The sequence below is a fragment of the Exiguobacterium sp. ERU653 genome, from assembly GCF_018617775.1.
Classification (GTDB): Bacteria; Bacillota; Bacilli; order Exiguobacteriales; family Exiguobacteriaceae; genus Exiguobacterium; species Exiguobacterium marinum.
In genome coordinates this window covers 1,182,481-1,200,915 of sequence record NZ_JACSKV010000001.1, presented here as the reverse complement: position 1 = coordinate 1,200,915, position 18,435 = coordinate 1,182,481, and the positions used below count along the sequence as shown (strand labels likewise).

Annotated in this window: 17 protein-coding genes and 1 other annotated feature; of the genes, 13 read left to right on the top strand and 4 right to left on the bottom strand. The window is 47.6% G+C overall.

Translation table 11 applies throughout. The annotated features are described in order from the left end of the window. Nucleotides 1-83 precede the first annotated feature (83 nt). Both KNO95_RS06185 and KNO95_RS06180 read left to right on the top strand, forming a co-directional pair. Nucleotides 84-554 (top strand): GNAT family N-acetyltransferase, encoded by a 471-nt coding sequence (locus KNO95_RS06185; RefSeq protein WP_026825540.1) that lies wholly within the window; start codon nucleotides 84-86, stop codon nucleotides 552-554. A gap of 88 nt (nucleotides 555-642) precedes the next feature. Continuing rightward, nucleotides 643-1,356, top strand: coding sequence for an alpha/beta hydrolase (locus KNO95_RS06180; RefSeq protein ID WP_026825541.1), 714 nt, complete (start codon nucleotides 643-645; stop codon nucleotides 1,354-1,356). A 30-nt stretch (nucleotides 1,357-1,386) separates the two neighbouring features. Here KNO95_RS06180 and mnmM read toward each other — a convergent pair whose 3' ends face one another. Together mnmM and mnmL are read right to left on the bottom strand one after the other, a co-directional pair. After that, complete coding sequence (mnmM, locus tag KNO95_RS06175) at nucleotides 1,387-1,962, bottom strand: tRNA 5-(aminomethyl)-2-thiouridylate-methyltransferase MnmM (protein ID WP_026825542.1); 576 nt, start codon at nucleotides 1,960-1,962, stop codon at nucleotides 1,387-1,389. After that, nucleotides 1,916-2,890 carry a tRNA modification radical SAM protein MnmL/YtqA gene (mnmL, locus tag KNO95_RS06170; RefSeq protein ID WP_214699270.1) on the bottom strand — a complete coding sequence of 325 codons (975 nt, stop codon included), beginning with the start codon at nucleotides 2,888-2,890 and terminating at the stop codon, nucleotides 1,916-1,918. Before mnmL ends, mnmM begins: the two co-directional genes overlap by 47 nt. A 175-nt stretch (nucleotides 2,891-3,065) precedes the next feature. Here mnmL and KNO95_RS06165 point away from each other — a divergent pair, with 175 nt between their 5' ends. From KNO95_RS06165 to KNO95_RS06145, 5 genes are all read left to right on the top strand, one after another. Then, nucleotides 3,066-4,256, top strand: coding sequence for an MDR family MFS transporter (locus KNO95_RS06165; RefSeq protein ID WP_235181828.1), 1,191 nt, complete (start codon nucleotides 3,066-3,068; stop codon nucleotides 4,254-4,256). A 39-nt stretch (nucleotides 4,257-4,295) separates the two neighbouring features. Then, nucleotides 4,296-4,511, top strand: a binding site (T-box leader). Nucleotides 4,512-4,551: 40 nt separating this feature from the next. After that, nucleotides 4,552-6,957 (top strand): leucine--tRNA ligase, encoded by a 2,406-nt coding sequence (gene leuS / locus KNO95_RS06160; protein ID WP_214878485.1) that lies wholly within the window; start codon nucleotides 4,552-4,554, stop codon nucleotides 6,955-6,957. A 117-nt stretch (nucleotides 6,958-7,074) separates the two neighbouring features. Then, nucleotides 7,075-8,199: a hypothetical protein gene (locus KNO95_RS06155; protein ID WP_251129265.1), complete on the top strand. Its 1,125-nt coding sequence runs from the start codon at nucleotides 7,075-7,077 to the stop codon at nucleotides 8,197-8,199. 17 nt (nucleotides 8,200-8,216) lie between these two features. Beyond that, nucleotides 8,217-8,729, top strand: coding sequence for a pyrophosphohydrolase domain-containing protein (locus tag KNO95_RS06150; protein WP_214703482.1), 513 nt, complete (start codon nucleotides 8,217-8,219; stop codon nucleotides 8,727-8,729). Nucleotides 8,730-8,877: 148 nt separating this feature from the next. After that, nucleotides 8,878-9,891, top strand: a complete 1,014-nt coding sequence (locus KNO95_RS06145; RefSeq protein WP_251129263.1) for a DUF2268 domain-containing putative Zn-dependent protease — start codon at nucleotides 8,878-8,880, stop codon at nucleotides 9,889-9,891. Nucleotides 9,892-9,988: 97 nt separating this feature from the next. Here the strand turns inward: KNO95_RS06145 and KNO95_RS06140 are convergent, their stop codons facing one another. Beyond that, the gene (locus KNO95_RS06140; protein WP_214878481.1) at nucleotides 9,989-11,254 is read right to left on the bottom strand and encodes a BaiN/RdsA family NAD(P)/FAD-dependent oxidoreductase; all 1,266 of its coding nucleotides are present in this window, start codon (nucleotides 11,252-11,254) and stop codon (nucleotides 9,989-9,991) included. Between the two features lie 144 nt (nucleotides 11,255-11,398). Here KNO95_RS06140 and KNO95_RS06135 point away from each other — a divergent pair, with 144 nt between their 5' ends. Together KNO95_RS06135 and KNO95_RS06130 are read left to right on the top strand one after the other, a co-directional pair. Further along, a complete protein-coding gene (locus tag KNO95_RS06135) occupies nucleotides 11,399-13,096 on the top strand; it encodes a putative polysaccharide biosynthesis protein (protein ID WP_214878479.1) in 1,698 nt (565 codons plus the stop codon). Then, on the top strand, nucleotides 13,096-13,806 hold the full coding sequence (locus tag KNO95_RS06130) for a pseudouridine synthase (RefSeq protein ID WP_214878477.1): 711 nt from the start codon (nucleotides 13,096-13,098) through the stop codon (nucleotides 13,804-13,806). Before KNO95_RS06135 ends, KNO95_RS06130 begins: the two co-directional genes overlap by 1 nt. Nucleotides 13,807-13,910: 104 nt before the next feature. Here the strand turns inward: KNO95_RS06130 and KNO95_RS06125 are convergent, their stop codons facing one another. Next, entirely contained in the window at nucleotides 13,911-14,132 is a 222-nt protein-coding gene (locus KNO95_RS06125; RefSeq protein WP_026825552.1) for a DeoR family transcriptional regulator, read from the bottom strand. Nucleotides 14,133-14,440: 308 nt separating this feature from the next. Between KNO95_RS06125 and pepV the strand changes: the two genes are divergently transcribed. From pepV to KNO95_RS06105, 4 genes are read left to right on the top strand one after another with little or no spacing between them, the layout of a single operon-like run. Then, complete coding sequence (pepV, locus tag KNO95_RS06120; protein WP_214878475.1) at nucleotides 14,441-15,826, top strand: dipeptidase PepV; 1,386 nt, start codon at nucleotides 14,441-14,443, stop codon at nucleotides 15,824-15,826. A gap of 59 nt (nucleotides 15,827-15,885) precedes the next feature. Next, a complete protein-coding gene (locus KNO95_RS06115) occupies nucleotides 15,886-17,037 on the top strand; it encodes an MFS transporter (RefSeq protein WP_214699253.1) in 1,152 nt (383 codons plus the stop codon). Between the two features lie 5 nt (nucleotides 17,038-17,042). Then, nucleotides 17,043-17,618, top strand: coding sequence for an RNA 2',3'-cyclic phosphodiesterase (gene thpR, locus KNO95_RS06110; RefSeq protein ID WP_214878474.1), 576 nt, complete (start codon nucleotides 17,043-17,045; stop codon nucleotides 17,616-17,618). Next, nucleotides 17,588-18,427, top strand: coding sequence for an NERD domain-containing protein (locus KNO95_RS06105; protein WP_214797948.1), 840 nt, complete (start codon nucleotides 17,588-17,590; stop codon nucleotides 18,425-18,427). Before thpR ends, KNO95_RS06105 begins: the two co-directional genes overlap by 31 nt. The last annotated feature ends 8 nt before the right edge of the window (nucleotides 18,428-18,435 follow it).

Here is an 18,435-nt window from a genome sequence, read left to right as displayed (position 1 = left end):
TCATGAAAAAGAAATGTAGTGCAGGATAAAAACACTATGATAGGGAATGATACAAATAGATTGGCCTAAAGGGGGAAGCGATCATGAATATGCGAGAAGCAGTTCCAGAAGATGCGGCGTTAATTCGAACGATTGCACTTGCAACGATTTCAAAGAATGATTCCAATCGGACAAGAGCGATGGAGCGCGCCTATCGACAAGAAGAGATTGTACGAGCAATCAGTTCAAGTGAAGAAGCACGAGAACAATATTTTATCGTTGGCGAGTACGAAGGCCATGTCATCGGATTTTGTCATGCCATCGATCGCGGTGACATGTGGGAGATGCTTCGTCTCTATCTTCATCCCGATCACCATCGGAACGGGTACGGTGCAGATTTTTTAAGGCACCTTCAATCGAAAAAAACACAACCGATGGAAGTGTACGTTGAAAATTCGAATGATCAGGCGATTGCTTTCCTCTTGCATCAATCATTTAAAGAAGTGAATCGAATTCAAGAAGAGGTCTACGACCAACCGATGGAACTCATTCATCTAAGATATGTCCCGAGCTAAGACTCCAGACGGATTTTGTTTAAACATCAGTTGCGGCTGATGTTTTTTTGATACAATGAATATAGTCTATAAATGAGGTGACGGCAGCATGACATATGAAGAAACACAAAAAGGGGTCATCGTCATCGTTTATCCGCTACAGTTCACATCTCGGATCAGCGAGAATTTTATTCGACGACTTCAAGACGAGTACGAAGTAATTGTCGTCCGCGACCAATCGATGGGCTTGACGGCAGAAGATCATAAACAATTGATCAAACGGGCGTTACGTGAGGCCGGCGAGTATAAATTACCGATTCATGTCGTGGCGTTCAGCCTCGGGGCGCTCTTTACAAACCGGCTTCTTCAGGAGTATGATGTGCCGCTCGGGAGCCTGACTTATATCTCTCCATTGTTTGATTGGCATGCGACTCGTCAAATCGGTGGATTGAAACAAGTCGTCGCGAGTGCAGTCGATCGTTTTCGCCCAGACTTACCACTCGGAATGATGACATTCACCGGCGGCGGCGACGAATCGTCCCGATTTGGTGAAATCACATATGCCCAATATCGGGAAATCGAAGAAGAAATCGTAGAGCATCAAGAAGAAAAGAAACATTTGCCACGTCTCCCGCTCGCTTGTTTCTACGCACCTGATGATCAATTTGCAGACGTGAAGTTGACGTTGAACGTCTGCCGAAAGATTGGTGGAGATCAAGTGTATATCCGTCGATTAGAAGGATTCCCGCATTTTGGGTATGAGCGGTTGAACACCAAATTTGCAGAAACGCTCATGACGTTTTATGAATTGATTCAAGAATAAAAGAAGGCGACTCACAGGAGCCGCCTTCTTTTATTTTGAACGTTTTTCAATCGCCACGATGAATGGAGGGTGGTTGATCTGGTTGATGAAGCCGTAACGCAGTACACCCGCCTGCTTTTGGTCAAGCGACTCCACATAGCGAAGCACATCATCCCGTTCGACCTTCCCGCTCTCATGGCCGTGGTAGATGACGATGACGATGACACCACCGATAGCCATGACCTCTAATAATTGAGACAATGCGGCAATGGTCGTATTCCCTTGTGTCGTGACGGATTTGTCACTTCCTGGTAAATAACCCAAATTGAAGACGGCTGCGGTGATTGGTCGTGTCTCATTCGCGACGACCGTATGAACCGTATCGTGACTATCATGAATGACGGTCACCCGTTCATCGACACCTGCTTCCTGTATACGTGCACGGGTTGAAGCAACCGCTTCTGTTTGGATGTCAAATGCGTATACGTGTCCCGTTTCGCCTACGGCGTTCGCCAAGAACAACGTGTCGTGCCCGTTCCCGGCAGTCATATCGATAGCGACATGTCCTACTTCGAGGTGGTCATGTAGTAATTGTTTTGCAAATGGTAGTACTCTCATTAATCCCATCAATCTCATCCTTCTTTTTTCCTTGGAAGGAATCACGTCGCTCCAATTCCTCACGAATCTTGTTTAGCACCTGCATCTTGTGACGGCTCCATAATGGACCAATCAATAAGTCAGGCGGGCCGTCTCCCGTCAATCGATGGACGATCACCTCGGGTGGTATCCGTTCGAGTTGATCACAAACGAGGGAGATGTATGTGTCTTCCTCCATCAAGTCGAGCAAGCCTTTCTCGTATTGACGGGCAAGTGGTGTATGTTTCAAGACGTGGAGCAAATGGATTTTGATTCCTTGTATGTCCATTTTAGCAACTTCTCGGGCTGTGTCGAGCATCATCTCTGGTGTTTCACCGGGTAGGCCATTGATGATGTGCACGCATACGCGAATGTTGTGACGACGCAGTTTTTCAAGACCGTTCAAAAATGTTTGATAATCGTGTCCGCGATTGATTTTTTTTGCGGTCGTATCATGTACGGTCTGTAAACCGAGTTCCACCCATAAAGAAGTCCGCTCATTCAGTTCGGCTAAATAGTCGACAACGTCATCAGGCAAGCAATCTGGGCGTGTCGCAATCGAGAGACCGACGACACCTTCTTGCTGAAGCGCTGGTTCGAATAATTCGCGTAATCTTTCGACTGGCGCATAGGTATTACTGTACGCCTGAAAATAGGCGATGTAGTCGGCGTTCTTCCACTTTCGATGAAGTCGCGTTTTTACTTCTTCGAATTGAACGGGAATCGGGTCACAGGCATTACCCGCAAAATCGCCACTTCCATCATCTGAACAGAATGTACATCCGCCTTTGGAGACGCGGCCATCACGGTTCGGACATGTGAAGCCACCATCGAGCGGCACTTTAAACACCTTGTTCCCGTATTCCCGACGATATGCCTCATTCAATGTATGATAGCGGTTTTGACCAAATGGATTCATGGTTATCTCTCCTTCCTTGCTCATCCTATCACAAATAAAAAATGACAAAACTTCATAATGAGTAATTTTTCTTGACACTTCTTTGGCATTCGTTTAGGTTTGATAGGGAAATCTTGTCGATTCGGCCTTTTGTGCCGATTTTTTAATGTGAAGAGGGATGAAAGGAGGACTTGGTGTGAACAATAAAATGCCAATCTCGGTATGGATTCTAGTCATTGCGATGGCGCTCAATACAACGGCGGCGTCTTTTTTATGGCCATTTAACACCCTGTATATTCATGATTTTTTAGGTGAGTCGATGACGCTTGCCGGAGTGGCGCTTCTCGTGAACTCCGCACTCGCAATCGTCGGTAACTACATTGGAGGGACGCTATTCGACCGAATCGGAGGAAAGGCGACGCTCGTCATCTCCGTCGGCTTGTTGCTTGCGAGTTCGCTTGGATTTTTACTGTTCCACGCCACGTTCTTCGGTTATTTGGTGTGGCTCGGTTTAATCGGGTTCTCTGGGGGACTCGTCTTTCCGACCGTTTATGCGTTTGCTGGACTCATTTGGCCAGAAGGGGGACGTCGTTCCTTCAACGCGATTTATGTCGCGCAAAATGTTGGGGTCGCCCTCGGTACAGCGATGAGCGGTCAAATCGCGCGATTGAACATCGAGTGGATTTTTTACGCAAACTTCTTCTTGTCGGTCCTATTTGTTGTGGTTCTTTTATTTGGACTTCGCTATTTGAAGAACCCGACACGTCCTGTCGTGCAATCCCAGCTAGAAGCAGCGGCCACGACGCTCTCGAGCGCGACGATGAAGTCGATGTGGTATGTCGCTATTGGTTATGCGGTGCTTTGGTTCGTCTACGTTCAGTGGCAAGGAACGATCGCGGTTCACTCGAAAGACCTCGGTGTCACAATCAGCCAATACTCACTCCTTTGGACAGTGAATGGGGCAATGATTGTTTTTGCACAACCATTACTCAATCGGGTGTTGCGACAGTTTGAGGATGATTTGAAACGTCAATTGATCATCGGGGCATCGATTTTCCTCGGTGCTTTCTTGATCGTGCCGTTCGCTGGTGGCTTCGGTATGTTCATGGTAGGGATGGTCGTCATGACAATCGGCGAAATGTTCGTTTGGCCAGCGGTTCCAACGATTGCGGCGAAACTTGCCCCGCCTGGGAAGGCAGGTCAATATCAAGGGCTCGTCAATATTGCGGCTTCCGTCGGTCGGATGATTGGCCCAACGTTATCTGGGTTTATCTACGATGTGTTCGGGATTACGGCAGTCTTTGGTATGCTGCTCCTACTCGCCACGTTTGCCCTCAGTCTATTCGTATTCATGAAAGACATTCGCGTTACTGAAAAATCAAGTTGACGTTGAATTTCAGAATGGGCTAAAATAGACTACGATGAATAGCAAGCGATGAAGAGGATTAGTAACGAACGTTCCGTTTCAAAGAGAGTCGATGGGTGGTGTGAATCGATAAGCGGATGTTGTGAACTCGCCTTGGAGCTGTTTTCCTGAAACGAGTAAGGAAAACCGAGGTTACGCCTCGTTACCGGCGTCTCAAGTGGCAGTAATGCAACATGGGTGGTACCGCGGAGAGCTTTTAAGCCTTTCGTCCCATTTTCGGGGACGGAAGGCTTTTTATTTATGCAGAGGAGGAAGAATGTTGAGCTATTTTAAACATCAAGAAATCGAGCCGAAATGGCAAAAACGCTGGGAAGAAAAAGAAGCGTTCAAAACGACAGAAGACCCGGAGAAGGATTGTTTTTACGTCCTTGATATGTTCCCCTACCCATCAGGAGCCGGCCTTCACGTCGGTCACCCGGAAGGTTATACGGCAACGGATATCATTGCCCGGATGAAACGGATGCAAGGATATAACGTCCTTCACCCAATCGGATGGGATGCATTCGGTCTTCCTGCCGAGCAATACGCACTCGATACGGGGAACGACCCACGCGAGTTCACAGCGCGTAACATCGAGACGTTCCGTCGTCAATTGAAGGATCTTGGATTCTCATATGATTGGGACCGTGAAATCAGCACGACGGATCCGAAGTACTATAAATGGACGCAGTGGATTTTTACTCAACTTTTCGAACGTGGACTCGCCTACGTCGATGAAGTCGCGGTCAACTGGTGCCCAGCGCTCGGTACGGTCCTTGCGAACGAGGAAGTCATCGATGGCTTGTCAGAGCGGGGGAACCACCCGGTCTATCGCGTGCCGATGAAGCAATGGGTGCTTCGCATCACCGAATACGCGGAGCGTTTACTTGAAGATTTGGAAGGTCTTGACTGGCCGGAGAGCGTGAAAGAGATGCAACGCAACTGGATCGGCAAATCGGTCGGTGCCGAGGTCGACTTCAAGGTCGATGGTCACGATAAGATCGTCACCGTCTTCACGACACGTCCAGATACGCTTCACGGGGCGACTTACGTGACACTCGCACCAGAGCATCCGTTCACGAAAGTGATCACGACGCCTGAACAATCGACAGCAGTCGAAGCATACATTGAAGAAGTCTCGAAGAAAACAGACCTTGAACGTACGGATCTCGCCAAAGAGAAGACGGGTGTCTTCACGGGCGCATATGCGATCAACCCGGTGAACGGCGAGAAACTTCCGATTTGGACAGCGGACTATGTCCTCTCGACATACGGGACAGGTGCGGTCATGGCCGTCCCTGGGCACGATGAACGCGATTATGAGTTTGCGAAAACGTTCGACCTTCCAATCTGTGAAGTCGTCAAAGGCGGGAACTTGGAAGAAGCGGCTTACGTCGAAGATGGAGAGCACGTCAACTCAGGTAGCTTGAACGGACTCAATAAAGCTGATGCCATCAAGACGATCATTGAAGAACTTGAAGCTAGTGGCACAGGTCGTGCGAAGACGACATACCGTCTTCGTGACTGGTTGTTCAGCCGTCAACGTTACTGGGGCGAGCCGATTCCGGTTGTTCATATGGAAGACGGTACGATGAAGACGGTACCGGTCGAAGAGCTTCCGCTCGAACTTCCGATCATCGATGAAATCAAACCATCGGGTACGGGCGAATCACCACTTGCGAACGCAGAAGAGTGGTTGACGTACACAGACCCTGTCACTGGGGAGAAGGGTCGTCGTGAGACAAATACGATGCCACAATGGGCCGGCAGCTGCTGGTACTACATCCGTTACATCGATCCGGATAACGAGGAGATGATTGCGGACCCTGAGAAACTCAAACGTTGGCTTCCGGTCGACTTATACATCGGTGGTACGGAGCATGCCGTCCTTCACTTGCTCTATGCGCGTTTCTGGCACAAAGTCCTCTTCGATATCGGCGTTGTCCCGACGAACGAACCGTTCCAAAAACTCTACAACCAAGGGATGATCCTCGGTGAGAACAACGAGAAGATGTCGAAATCTCGTGGGAATGTCGTCAACCCGGATGATATCGTGAAGTCACACGGTGCGGATACGCTCCGTCTTTATGAAATGTTCATGGGACCACTTGATGCAGCGATCGCATGGTCGACGAATGGGCTTGACGGGGCACGTCGCTTCCTCGACCGCGTATGGCGTTTGTTCGATCAAACGAACTTCGCGGACGTGGCACCGACTGCCGACTTTGAACGCACGTATCATCAGACCGTGAAAAAAGTGACGGAAGACTACGAGGCACTTCGCTTCAACACGGCCATCTCGCAATTGATGGTCTTCGTCAATGAAGCGAACAAACAAGAGACGTTGCCGAAGTCACAAATGGTCGACTTCATCAAAATGCTCTCACCGGTCGCACCTCACTTGTCGGAAGAGTTGTGGGAGAAGATGGGCATGACTGAAGCATTGACGTATGCGGCATGGCCGACTTACGATGAGTCAAAACTTGTGAGTGACACGATTGAAGTCGTCATTCAAGTGAATGGGAAACTTCGTGCGAAAATGCACGTTTCGCGTGACGCGTCGAAAGAAGCACTCGAAGCGGAAGCACTCGGTAACGAGCGTGTCCAAGAGTTCACAGAAGGCAAGACGGTTCGTAAAGTCATTGTCGTTCCAGGGAAACTCGTCAATATTGTAGTCGGGTAACATGAAGAATGTGTGACATTGTCGCACATTCTTTTCTTTTTAGTGGGGTCATTTTCTTTTACTGGCGGTTTTGATACACTAAAGGGCGATACTGAAGTAGAAGGGGACGACATGTCCATGAAACGTTCTTATGTGCTCTATACGACACTTTGTGCTGTCGTAGTCGGTGCGGTGCTTTGCTATATCTTCGTCTTTTCAGATGAAGAGATTCAGCGACAGGTCGCTTCGACATTTGAAAAAATTGATATTCAAACAAGTCATCAAACGGCTTCACTCCCACCCGTAGAGGCGGCCCAAGATGATGACGATATTGACACGACCGATGCACTCGAACAGATTAACCAAATCGATGAAGTGTATTACAGTGACACGATTGGGGCCTATCTCGTCATAACCGAGCAGGCTGAGTTCTTTGAAGTGAGTGGAAACGGAACCCGTGTCAACTCAGTACTCCAACTTGAAAACTCAGGGAAAGCCAGCCTCGATGACTTCATCGGTATGCGAATGATCAAAGAGGATTTAGTTTATGCGGTTACTGCAAATGGGACGCTTGTCACCATTGAACGGGAAGAGGGGCGCTGGGTCGAGCGGCCACGTAAACAAATCAAAGGTCTCGTGTCGGAAGACCGGATTTTTGGTCTTGGCTATGACCGTGAATCGAATCGATTGTTCATGATGAATCGGTTGGCGGACACGCCGGACCTTGAGCTCCTCTATATTGAAGAGCGGGAGATTGAACTGGAGACGCCAGTGGATGACAAGTCCCAAGAAGAGTCAACTGAAGCTGACACGAGTGCTGAAAATACAGAAGAACCATCAGAAGATACAGCGACAGAGAACGTCTCGACGAATGACAACGACTCGACCGAAACGGCTGCTTCTGAAGACGCACCTGACAATGAGCCAAACGCACAAGAAGAGGATGAGAAAAAAGAACCCGAGACCGAATGGATGCTTGATTCGCGACAAGCGTTATCCGCCGACGGCATGAGTGCTTCCATCCAACAAAAATTCGAACGGTTCGAAGGCGTCGGGCTTGTCGAGAGGCAAGGACGTATCTATGTGCTCGATTCAGAAGAACTCGTCCTCTACACGGTCAACCCGGAAGAAGGGACGATCAACGGTCAGATGGTGACACCTCGTGTGTATGACTCGACCGGTATGTTTTTACAAGACAATGAAATCTTTGCAATCGTCCACCCGGAAGTATTCGATTTGGATGCCTTCGTCTCGGTGGACTGACAATGGGGGAACTATAGATGAGTAAACGTTATTTTTTTGAAGAAGTGAAGCAATTCCACGAAACATTCGGACATCCGGGAGCGGAATCTCCGCAACCGTTGACGCTTGATCGCGCGACGAAACGGTCGGTGTGGACGGCAGAGGAAGCGGTCGTCGAGTTTTTGCATCAATCGTCGCAATCGGAAGAGGAGTTCTTACAAGCCATCGAGCAATTCCAAGTAGGATTCCAAAAGGCCGTTCAAAAATCGTTACAAGACGCACCACCGTCAGATGATGTGGAACGTCTCGTCGGTCAAGGGGATGCATTAACGGACGCGTTGTATTTTGTCATGGGAAGTTTCGTTGAACTCGGGCTTGATCCCGTCCCATTGTTTGAAATCGTCCAGCGCGCCAATATGGCGAAACTTGGACCGGACGGGAAGCCGATTTTACGCGAGTCGGACAATAAAGTCATGAAACCTGAAGGATGGATGCCGCCGGAGCCAGAGCTCGAAAAAGAAGTGCGTCGTCAACTCGCAGGGAAAGAATAATCACAAACGGCTTGAGTCTTTCATCAGAAAAGGCTTGAGCCGTTTTGTTGTGATTGAAGATGTGAAAGTCCTAGCGACATCATGATATTGGAGCGTATAAAAATGGTGATTAGAGTAATTTGTGGTATAATTTAACATAAGTAAATGATTGAGAGAATTGATTATTGAGATGGAGGTCATTCAACTGAAAAAGTTGTTCGGTATTCTATGTTGTAGTTCAGCACTTCTATTAACAGCATGTAGTGATGATGAACAAACGTCAGAATCTACAACGTCTGAGCCTGACGTTTCAATCGAAACGATAAAAATCAACGGAGAGAATGAATTGACAATCGTCCCACTTTACACCCAATACCAACAATATTTGAATACATCCCTTGAATCAACCGATTCGGAGGAGAGCAAACAAAACTTCAAAAAATACGTACTCGATTACATAGGGGAAGTCGGGGAGGAAGAAAAAATCGATACATCCATTTTAAAAACTGATTTTAATCTAAAGCCGACCCCTCATAAGCAACAATTGCTGAAGCAACTCGACACATTGATTGAACGGTATGACGAGATTAAAGAGATTATTGAATCGACATACGCAGATTCAAATCAAATCCTTCCTAAAGAGAAGAGTACGGTGTTTATTGCCCCGTACAATCCTGAATTCTTCTATGATATTGAACCGATGAAAGGTGTAGGCGCAGCAGCATACAAAGACGCCTTCATCTTATTTCTCGATACAGATTTTGACAAAGATGTTCTAGCCTATTCAACAGCTCATGAATACCACCACCTGATCCTTCGTGATCAAAACGAATACAATCTTAGTTCGATTCTTGAGTCTATCATCATCGAAGGGAAAGCGGACGCATTTGCCGATAGGATTGTCAAAGGGGTTTCTCCCCCATGGCATGTGCAATTAGATGATGCGACCATGGAACACATTGCGAGTCAAGTGAATGATTATGAAACATCCTTTACTGATTTTGTAGTAGGTAATAGTCAAAAAGACATTCCGCGTTGGAGTAACTATATTCTAGGGAAGGATGTGTTCCATGACTATTTGACGTCGCACCCAGAGCTATCGATTCCCGAATGGACATTCAAAGAAGGTCATGAAATTCTAGAAGAGTACAAGTATCGAGATGTGATGAAGTTGGAAAATTAAGTTGAAAAGAATATCAAAAGGCTTGACCCTGGCTCGTTCAGGGATCAAGCCTTTTGGTTGTTTTTAAGGGGGCTCGTCACGCAACGAACTTATACCCTTATCGCTGTGTAGCCAGTTCGGCTGCGTGCGATCCGGCGCAATGACCTGTCGTGAAAGCGGCCGTGATATTGTAGCCACCCGTATATCCATGGATGTCGAGTACTTCTCCTGCGAAGAAGAGACCCGGTGCCTTCTTCGACATCATCGTCTGTGGCGCAACTTCTTTGACCGATACGCCACCACCTGTGACAAATGCCTTATCAAAGTCAAGCGTACCGATGGCGTGCATCTCGAACAGTTTCAAACGCGATGCGAAGTCGATGACGGATTGCTTCTTCAACTGACTCGCGTCTTCTTCGCCAAATGTGAGCTCTTCTAGCAACAAGTCAAGTAGTCGCTCGGGGATGTAGCCTTTCCACACGTTTTTAACGGCACGCTTCGGTTGGTTCTGAACTTGATTCCATAGCTCGTGGACGAGCTCATCTCGTGACGTGTCAGGGAAGAAGTCAAGTGAAAGGAGAACGACTTGTTCTTTGCTACGCTTTCGTTCTTTGATCGTGTATTGGCTACAGCGGAGAGCGATTGGACCTGAAATTCCAAAATGGGTAAAAATCATGTCGCCCTGGTGCGTCTTGATGGCCTTCCCTTTTTTGCCGTGTACCGTCAGCGCAACATCACGTAACGATAGCCCTTGAAGTTGTTTCGTTCCGATGAACGAATCGTTCAATTTGATCGGTACCTCTGTCGGGAAAAGTTCGGTGATTGTATGACCGGCCTTTTGTGCCCATGGATAACCGTCCCCGGTCGAACCGGTGTGTGGGACGGACTGTCCGCCGACCGCGACGACACAAGCTTTTGCTTCAAGCATCTCGCCATCCATCAATTCGACAGAGTAAAACTCATTTTCTTCATTAAAATGCAGTGTTTTGACTTCGGCTTTTTTTCGAATCTCGACACCGAGGTCTTCAATCGCCCGAAGTAACGTGTTGACGACATCCTGTGCTTTATCCGTCACAGGGAACATGCGCCCATTGTCTTCCTCTTTCAGCGGAATGCCGAATCCTGTGAACAGGTCGATGATGGATTGATTGTCGAACTGGGCGAGGGCGCTATATAAAAAGCGACCATTCCCTGGAATGAATTGAATCAATTCATCGATTGGTTTTCGGTTCGTGACGTTACAGCGTCCTCCACCTGATATGGCCAATTTTCGACCGAGCTTGGATCCTTTATCGATCAACAAGGTCGAAGCACCACTTTTCGCCGCTGCATACGTTGCCATGAGACCGCTCGGGCCTCCACCGATGACGATGACATCTTTCATAGGTAATCTCCTCATTTCTTCATCTATATGATTAGTAAAATTATCGTAACTTTATTATCCGTAACAGTAAGAGTATAATGAGAAGCGGTTGTTTTGTAAAACCGAACTCATTTGAATAGTTGATTTTATAGATGGAGGTGCCTCATGTCATCAAGCGCCAAACAAGATTCCGGAAGAGCCTCCTTCGTCAAAGGAACGCTTCTTTTATCGGCGGGAAACTTGACTTCCCGAATGCTAGGACTGTTGTACACGTTCCCGTTCCAAGCGATGGTCGGGATAGCCGGAGTGACGTTATATCAAGCGGCATATACGTATTACGCAATCATGATCTCGATATCGACGGCAGGTATTCCCGTTGCTGTCTCAAAATTTATCGCCAAATATAATGCGTTAGGAGAGTACGGGACAAGTCAACGATTGTTCCGTCAAGGAATGAAGCTGATGCTTGCGACCGGTGTCGTCGCTTTTTTATTACTCTTTTTTGCGGCACCATGGTTATCCGAGCTGATGGTTCGAAATTCAGAAAACAATCAGCAGTACATTGAGTCGCTCACACTCGTGACGCGAAGCGTCAGTTTTGCGTTACTGCTCATTCCGGCAATGAGTATGGTGCGTGGTTATTTCCAGGGTCATCAAGACATGGCGCCGACGGCAATTTCACAGGTCGTTGAACAAATCGTGCGCATCTTGTTCCTACTTAGTGGAACGATGCTCGTCTTATTCGTCTTTGCAGACTCTGAATTCATTCGTCCGATTGCCAATGCTCTCGGTGGGACGCAGTCGGTCGAAACGACTGAACTGAACGGATTAAAAGTCATTGCGGTCACGATTGCGACGTTCAGTGCGTTCATCGGGGCAATCGGTAGTTTTGCCGTGCTCATCATGTATTGGAAACGGCGAAAAGACATTCATCGCCAGACAGAGAATCCGGCGGGCACACCCGTCCGTTCGATGAAGTCGCTGTTGCTCGAATTGCTCAGCTACTCCATTCCAATCGTGATGGTCGGGGTATCGACCCCTCTCTATCAATTGATTGATCAGCTGACGATGGTCAATACGTTACTCAGCTCAGGTGCGACGGTTTCGGAAGCGACGTCGGCTTATGGATTCTTGACCGGAAACGCGCATAAAATTGTCTTGATTCCTGTATCTGTGGCAGCGAGTGTCTCGATGGCGACGATTCCACTCGTGACCCGCTCATTCACGACAGGAGATATGCAAAAGGTGCGGAATCAAGTGAACCATATTTTCCAAGTGTCGTTCTTCGTGACGATTCCTGCTGTCATCGGTCTCGTCGCCCTTGCGGAGCCATTGTTTGGTACGTTGTTCCCGGGTGACCGTGAAGGATGGGTGTATTTGTTCCACTATGCACCGAGTGCTTTCTTCTTGGCCTATTATTCGGTCGCGGCTGCGATTTTGCAGGGAATCAATCGTCAATATTTCACCATTTTTGCTACATCGATGGGTCTTTTGACGAAACTTGCGTTGAACGTTCCGCTCGTCTACTGGCTCGGTGGAATTGGTGCGGGATATGCGACAATTTTAGGGTACATCGTTGCGATTGTTCTCATGGTATGGATGATTCAACGGACCCTCCAGTTCCCTTATAAGCAATTGCTTCGACGAACCATCTTGATGTTCTTGATGGGGGCGGCGATGTTTGCGGCTGTGTATCTGTCACTTCTTATCACCTTGAATGAAGAAGCGAGTTGGGGGAACGACATCTTTGCGACTGTCGTTGGAGTGACCATCGGGATTCTCGTATACGGTTACCTCGGTTGGCGGAGCCACCTTGCAGGAAAATTATTAGGGAAACGCTTTGAATATCGGAGGAAAAAGTAATGCGAATTGATAAGTTGTTAGCGAACATGGGATACGGTTCACGAAAAGATGTAAAGATTCTATTGAAACAAGGTGCGGTAAGAGTGGATGATGCACCTGTGAAAGATGCCAAACGGCACGTCGACCCAACATCTGAGAAAGTCACAGTGCTTGGGGAAGTGGTCGAATATCGTCCATATATCTATTTCATGATGAACAAGTCGGAAGGAGTCGTCAGCGCAACGGAAGATCGGGTCGAGACGACAGTCATCGACTTGATTGATCCCGAGTATGCCCATTATGACCTCTTCCCGGTCGGACGTCTCGATAAAGATACGACAGGGCTTCTCCTCATCACAAACGATGGTGCATTCAATCATGCGCTCATGTCACCTCGCAAGCACGTTGACAAGGTGTATATCGCTGATGTCGATGGAGAGATGACGGCAGAGGACATCAAGACGTTTGCGAACGGCGTTGAGTTAGAGGATGGGTATACGACAAAGCCGGCTCGTCTCGAGATTCTGAGCCGGAGCGAACGTCGGTCGGTCATTCGTCTGACATTGTCTGAGGGGAAATATCACCAAGTGAAACGAATGGTCGCAGCGGTCGGCAAACATGTCGAGCGATTGGAGCGTGTTCAAATCGGCGCGCTAGAACTCGATGAATCGCTTGAACTCGGGGCATATCGTGAGTTGACGGAAGAAGAAGTTCAATTGTTTCTTCAATAATTAATAATTAAAGAGGTGAGAGAGAATCTGTCCGATGGGACGGATTCTCTTTTTCATAAAAAAGAGACCTGGATGCCAGGTCTCTTGAATCTACATATACTTTTTCAATTTGCCGTCTTGAGTGTACGTTTAGACGACGTCCACGTTCCCCGGCTAGGACTCTTCACAAGGTTATTGTACTCAAGCACGTTCAAATCACGTTGCACCGTACGGGACGTGATGCCGAACTCTTCTACTAGTTCTGAAGTGGTAACGGATTCCCTTTCATTGATGAACAAATAAATGGACTTGATGCGTGTTAACATCCGATCTGTTGAGCCTTTCATTGGATAACCTCCCAATGTGTAGAATAATGTTAAACCATACCTACAGACGACAAAATGAAATATAAAATTGTTATTTTCTAAAATTACACCTTTAGTATACCGCTCTCGTGGGAAAATGCAAGTAGAAAGAACGAACAATTTGATTGTAAATATTTGATTATGAACGTAAATGTCGAATGAAGAATGTTATTTTAGATTAAAAATAAGGTTAAACACGAACGAAAAAAACTTTTCTAAATGAATGTTCGTCTTTCATACATTTGGATATACTAGTAAGGGAGAGAACATTCGCAAAAGGGGAGATGAACATGAATTGGAGACAAGAAGTCGACAATCGTAAAGATGCATTTTTGGAAGATTTAAAAGGATTATTACAAATCCCTAGTGTGCTCGATGAATCGAAAGCCGCACCGAACATGCCGTTTGGACCAGAGGTTCGAAAGGCACTCGATTACATGTTTGATATGGGTGAGCGTGACGGATTCAGAACGAAGGATGTCGGCGGGTTCGCAGGACATTTAGAGTATGGAGATGGCGAGGAAATCGTCGGGATCTTGTGTCATCTTGATGTGGTTCCTGCAGGTGAAGGATGGACGTATGGTGCATTCAATCCGACGATCACAGACGGAAAAATTGTTGCCCGTGGAAGCAATGATGATAAAGGGCCATCGATGGCCGCTTATTACGGTTTGCGCATCGTCAAAGAACTCGGTTTACCGCTCTCTAAGCGAGTCCGCTTAATTGCAGGTTGTGATGAGGAAAGTGAGTGGCGTTGCGTTCGTGAATACTTCAAGCAAGAACAGATGCCAACGTACGGTTTCGCACCAGATGCTGACTTCCCGATTATCAATGCGGAGAAAGGATTGTATGACGGCGTATTGACGCAACTTCCGATTCAGCGCGTATCAGAATCTGCATATCATCTTATTTCGTTCTCAAGTGGGGAGCGGCCGAATATGGTCCCGGACTTTGCGAAAGCTGAATTGAAGACAGACGAGGTACTTGAAGAGAAATTCGAAGCTTATTTAGCGAAGTATGAAGCAGATGGGACGTGTATCTACGACCGTGGAACCTATACGTTCACGATGAAGGGGAAAGCAGCGCATGCGATGGAGCCGGATAACGGGATCAATGCCGCTTACGTCCTTGCCGGATTTTTATTGCACCTTCCGCTCGACATTCAAGGGGAGCGCTACATCGAACTCGTTCGTCATGTATTCGCAGACTCGCGCGGCATTTCTCTCGGGATTGAAGCGAGCGATGAGACGGGCGATTTGACAATCAACGGAGGCGTGTTCCGCTACAGTGAAGAAGAACGCACAGCAACGGTCAACATTCGCTATCCATATACAGCGAAATTCGAAGAACGTTTACAAAACCTTCGCGAAATCGCCTTGTCTCTTGGGTTCGAGTTGAAGACGCGACAACATATGCCACCGCATTATGTCGCAGAAGATCATCCACTCGTGAAGACATTGGCAGGCGTGTACGAGCGTCAAACGGGTGAGCATGCGAATTTGATGGCAATCGGAGGCGGAACGTACGCTCGTTCACTCGAAGCCGGGGTCGCGTTCGGAGCATTATTCCCAGGCGCTAAAGATGTGGCACATCAGGTCGATGAATATATGGAGATAGAAGATTTATTACGTGCTGCAGCCATCTACGCTGAAGCCATTTACGAGCTCGCTAAATAAGAAACAAGGAGAGCTGGCTGGTATAGTCGGCTCTCTGTCCTTTAGGAAGGAAGTTATCATTGGATTCGCAAAAAAGATTGTTTCAGTCAGTGTACGTCGCGATTTTCTTCGCACAAGGGGCGTTAATCCCTTACATGACCTTGTATTTTTCGCAAACTAAATTTGGACTGACACCGAGTCAGGTCGGAATCATCGTCGCTATCTTACCGATTCTCTCGATCGGGGTACAACCGCTTTGGGGCATGTTGACCGATCGTACAGGTCGGGTTCGGGCTTGGCTCATTCTCGCGATGGTAAGTGCCGCCCTTATTTCGTTCACCTTTTTAGTTGCGACCTCATACGTTTGGATTATCGTGCTCATGGTGATTTGGTCGGTGTTCCAATGTGCCCATATTCCACTCGTGGACATGATGACGCTCGATTATACGACGCGCTCAAAAGTCGATTATGGTGCGATTCGTCTATATGGGTCGGCCGGTTTCGCTATCGCTGTATTTGCTATGGGTCGAATTTCTGACACGACATGGGGACTAGCTAGTACGTTCGTCTTAAGTGCGATTCTTCTCCTCATCGGAAGTGTGTTCGTCCGAATGATTCCGGAGAAACGCTCGGTTCGTGACGTGACCTTGGCCCCCGTCTCATGGACGGCCGTGTGGAACAAGTATTTTGTGTTTTTCTTACTTGGTGGGATGCTCGTTTTCGGACCAATCTATGCGAACAACTATTACTTTGGGCTGTATGTGACAAGTAGTGGGGGTTCGACGACGTTAGTCGGAACATTATTCCTCGTTGCGGTGCTGTTTGAGATCCCGTTCATGAAAGTGGCTTCTCAGCTTATGGAACGTTACGGAAGTGTCAGTGTGTTGGTTGGTGCAGCCATCATCTCGGCTGTGCGGAACGGGATACTCGCTTTAGAACCACCGATTTGGGTCGTATGGCTCCTCGCCATCGCGCAAGGTCTCGTCGTCGGGCTTTTAATTCCGGTCGCGCTTCAGTTCGTTCGGACGCTCGTCGATCGGCAAGTTTCCTCGACGGCAATCGGAGTATACATGGCATTGACATCAGGACTTGCCACGGCAGGATTTAATATGTTGAGTGGTAAAATTATTGAACTCGATGACATTTTAGGAGTGTTTTGGATGTATACGATCGTTACGGCACTCGGGGCATTGATTTGGATTGGGATGTCACGTCGCGCTACGAAAGGATGATCAAGATGAGTACGCATTATTTTATTGCGATTCCCATTGAGGCGACCGAACTAATTAATGTACAGCGTGCTATTTTGCCTTATTATTCGTATCGGCGTATTTATCGACCGGACGAATTTCATATGACGATTCAATTTTTAGGATACGTAGACGGAGAAGAACTGGATGAAGTGAAAGAAATCACACGTAGAATCTGTGAAGATACGCTACCGTTCACGTTGACGTTCCGTTCCATCGACCATTTCGGTAGACCCGATCGTCCACGCGTTCTGACAATCGTGCCGGATGATTCGGAGCCCCTTCAGCGGTTGGCGCACGCACTCCGTCAAGAACTTGTCGACGTGATCCCAAGATTGGATCGAAAGGCGTTTGTCCCTCATGTGACGCTCGCAAAAAAATGGGATGCCGGGGAACGCGTTCCCTACGTATCACCCGAGTTTCAAGTGACTGAATCTGTAGAAGAAGTGATTCTGTATGAAGTACAGCCGCATCATACACCTGCCTATCGGGCAATAGAAGTATTTCCGTTAAGACGGCCAGAGGAGGACATATGGCAATCCCGGTTAAAGTTTTTGACGTAATTTCAAAATATGAACGTGATGTATTAGACCAATATAATCGCTATCTGGAGTATGTGGACTCCGATACGGCACGTCTACAGCGCCTTCATGAGAACAATCGCCTAAGCCCGGTCGAAGTGCTCGAAATCGACCGACCATGGTGGAAGTTTTGGGCGAAGACAGAGCGAATCGAATTGGAGCCAAAACCGCTCTCTGAATCACAATATCAAAAGATGTTACGGGAACGACGACACATTCAAAAACTTCAATTTGCCTGTGAAGGTGTACTCGAAGCTGATTTGCCGCATTTGGCATTTACTCGAGACTTTGCCTATCGGATGATGCGCTCCGAGTGGAATGAACGACACTTCTTCTTGTATCGCCCAGTCATCGAATGGAGCGGTGCGAGCGTAGAATTAAGTCATATCATCGTTGGCCCAACGCATCTCTATGTCGTGGAATGGCTCGAAGGAGACCGAAGTATCTATCACATATCAAAAGAGAAGACATGGGTTCATCAACCGTTGAAAGGGGAAAATACTCGTGTAGTGAACCCGCTCATCGCATTGACAAGAACGGAAGAACTTGTTCGACAGATTTTACCGAACTATGCGGGGGTATTGCACAAAGTCGTCGTTGCGACAGATGGGTACTTCGATAACGTTCCAAACGTTCGATCGACACATTATGTGGGACGGAATGAGTATACAGAATGGATGAAACAAGTGAACGGGCGCGCGCCGATTGTTAAAGCGCAGCAAATTCGGGATGTCGCTACCTTATTAGAGGTGACAGCCAAGATGCCGTTTCGCCAATTTATGGATCAGTGATTGAGAGG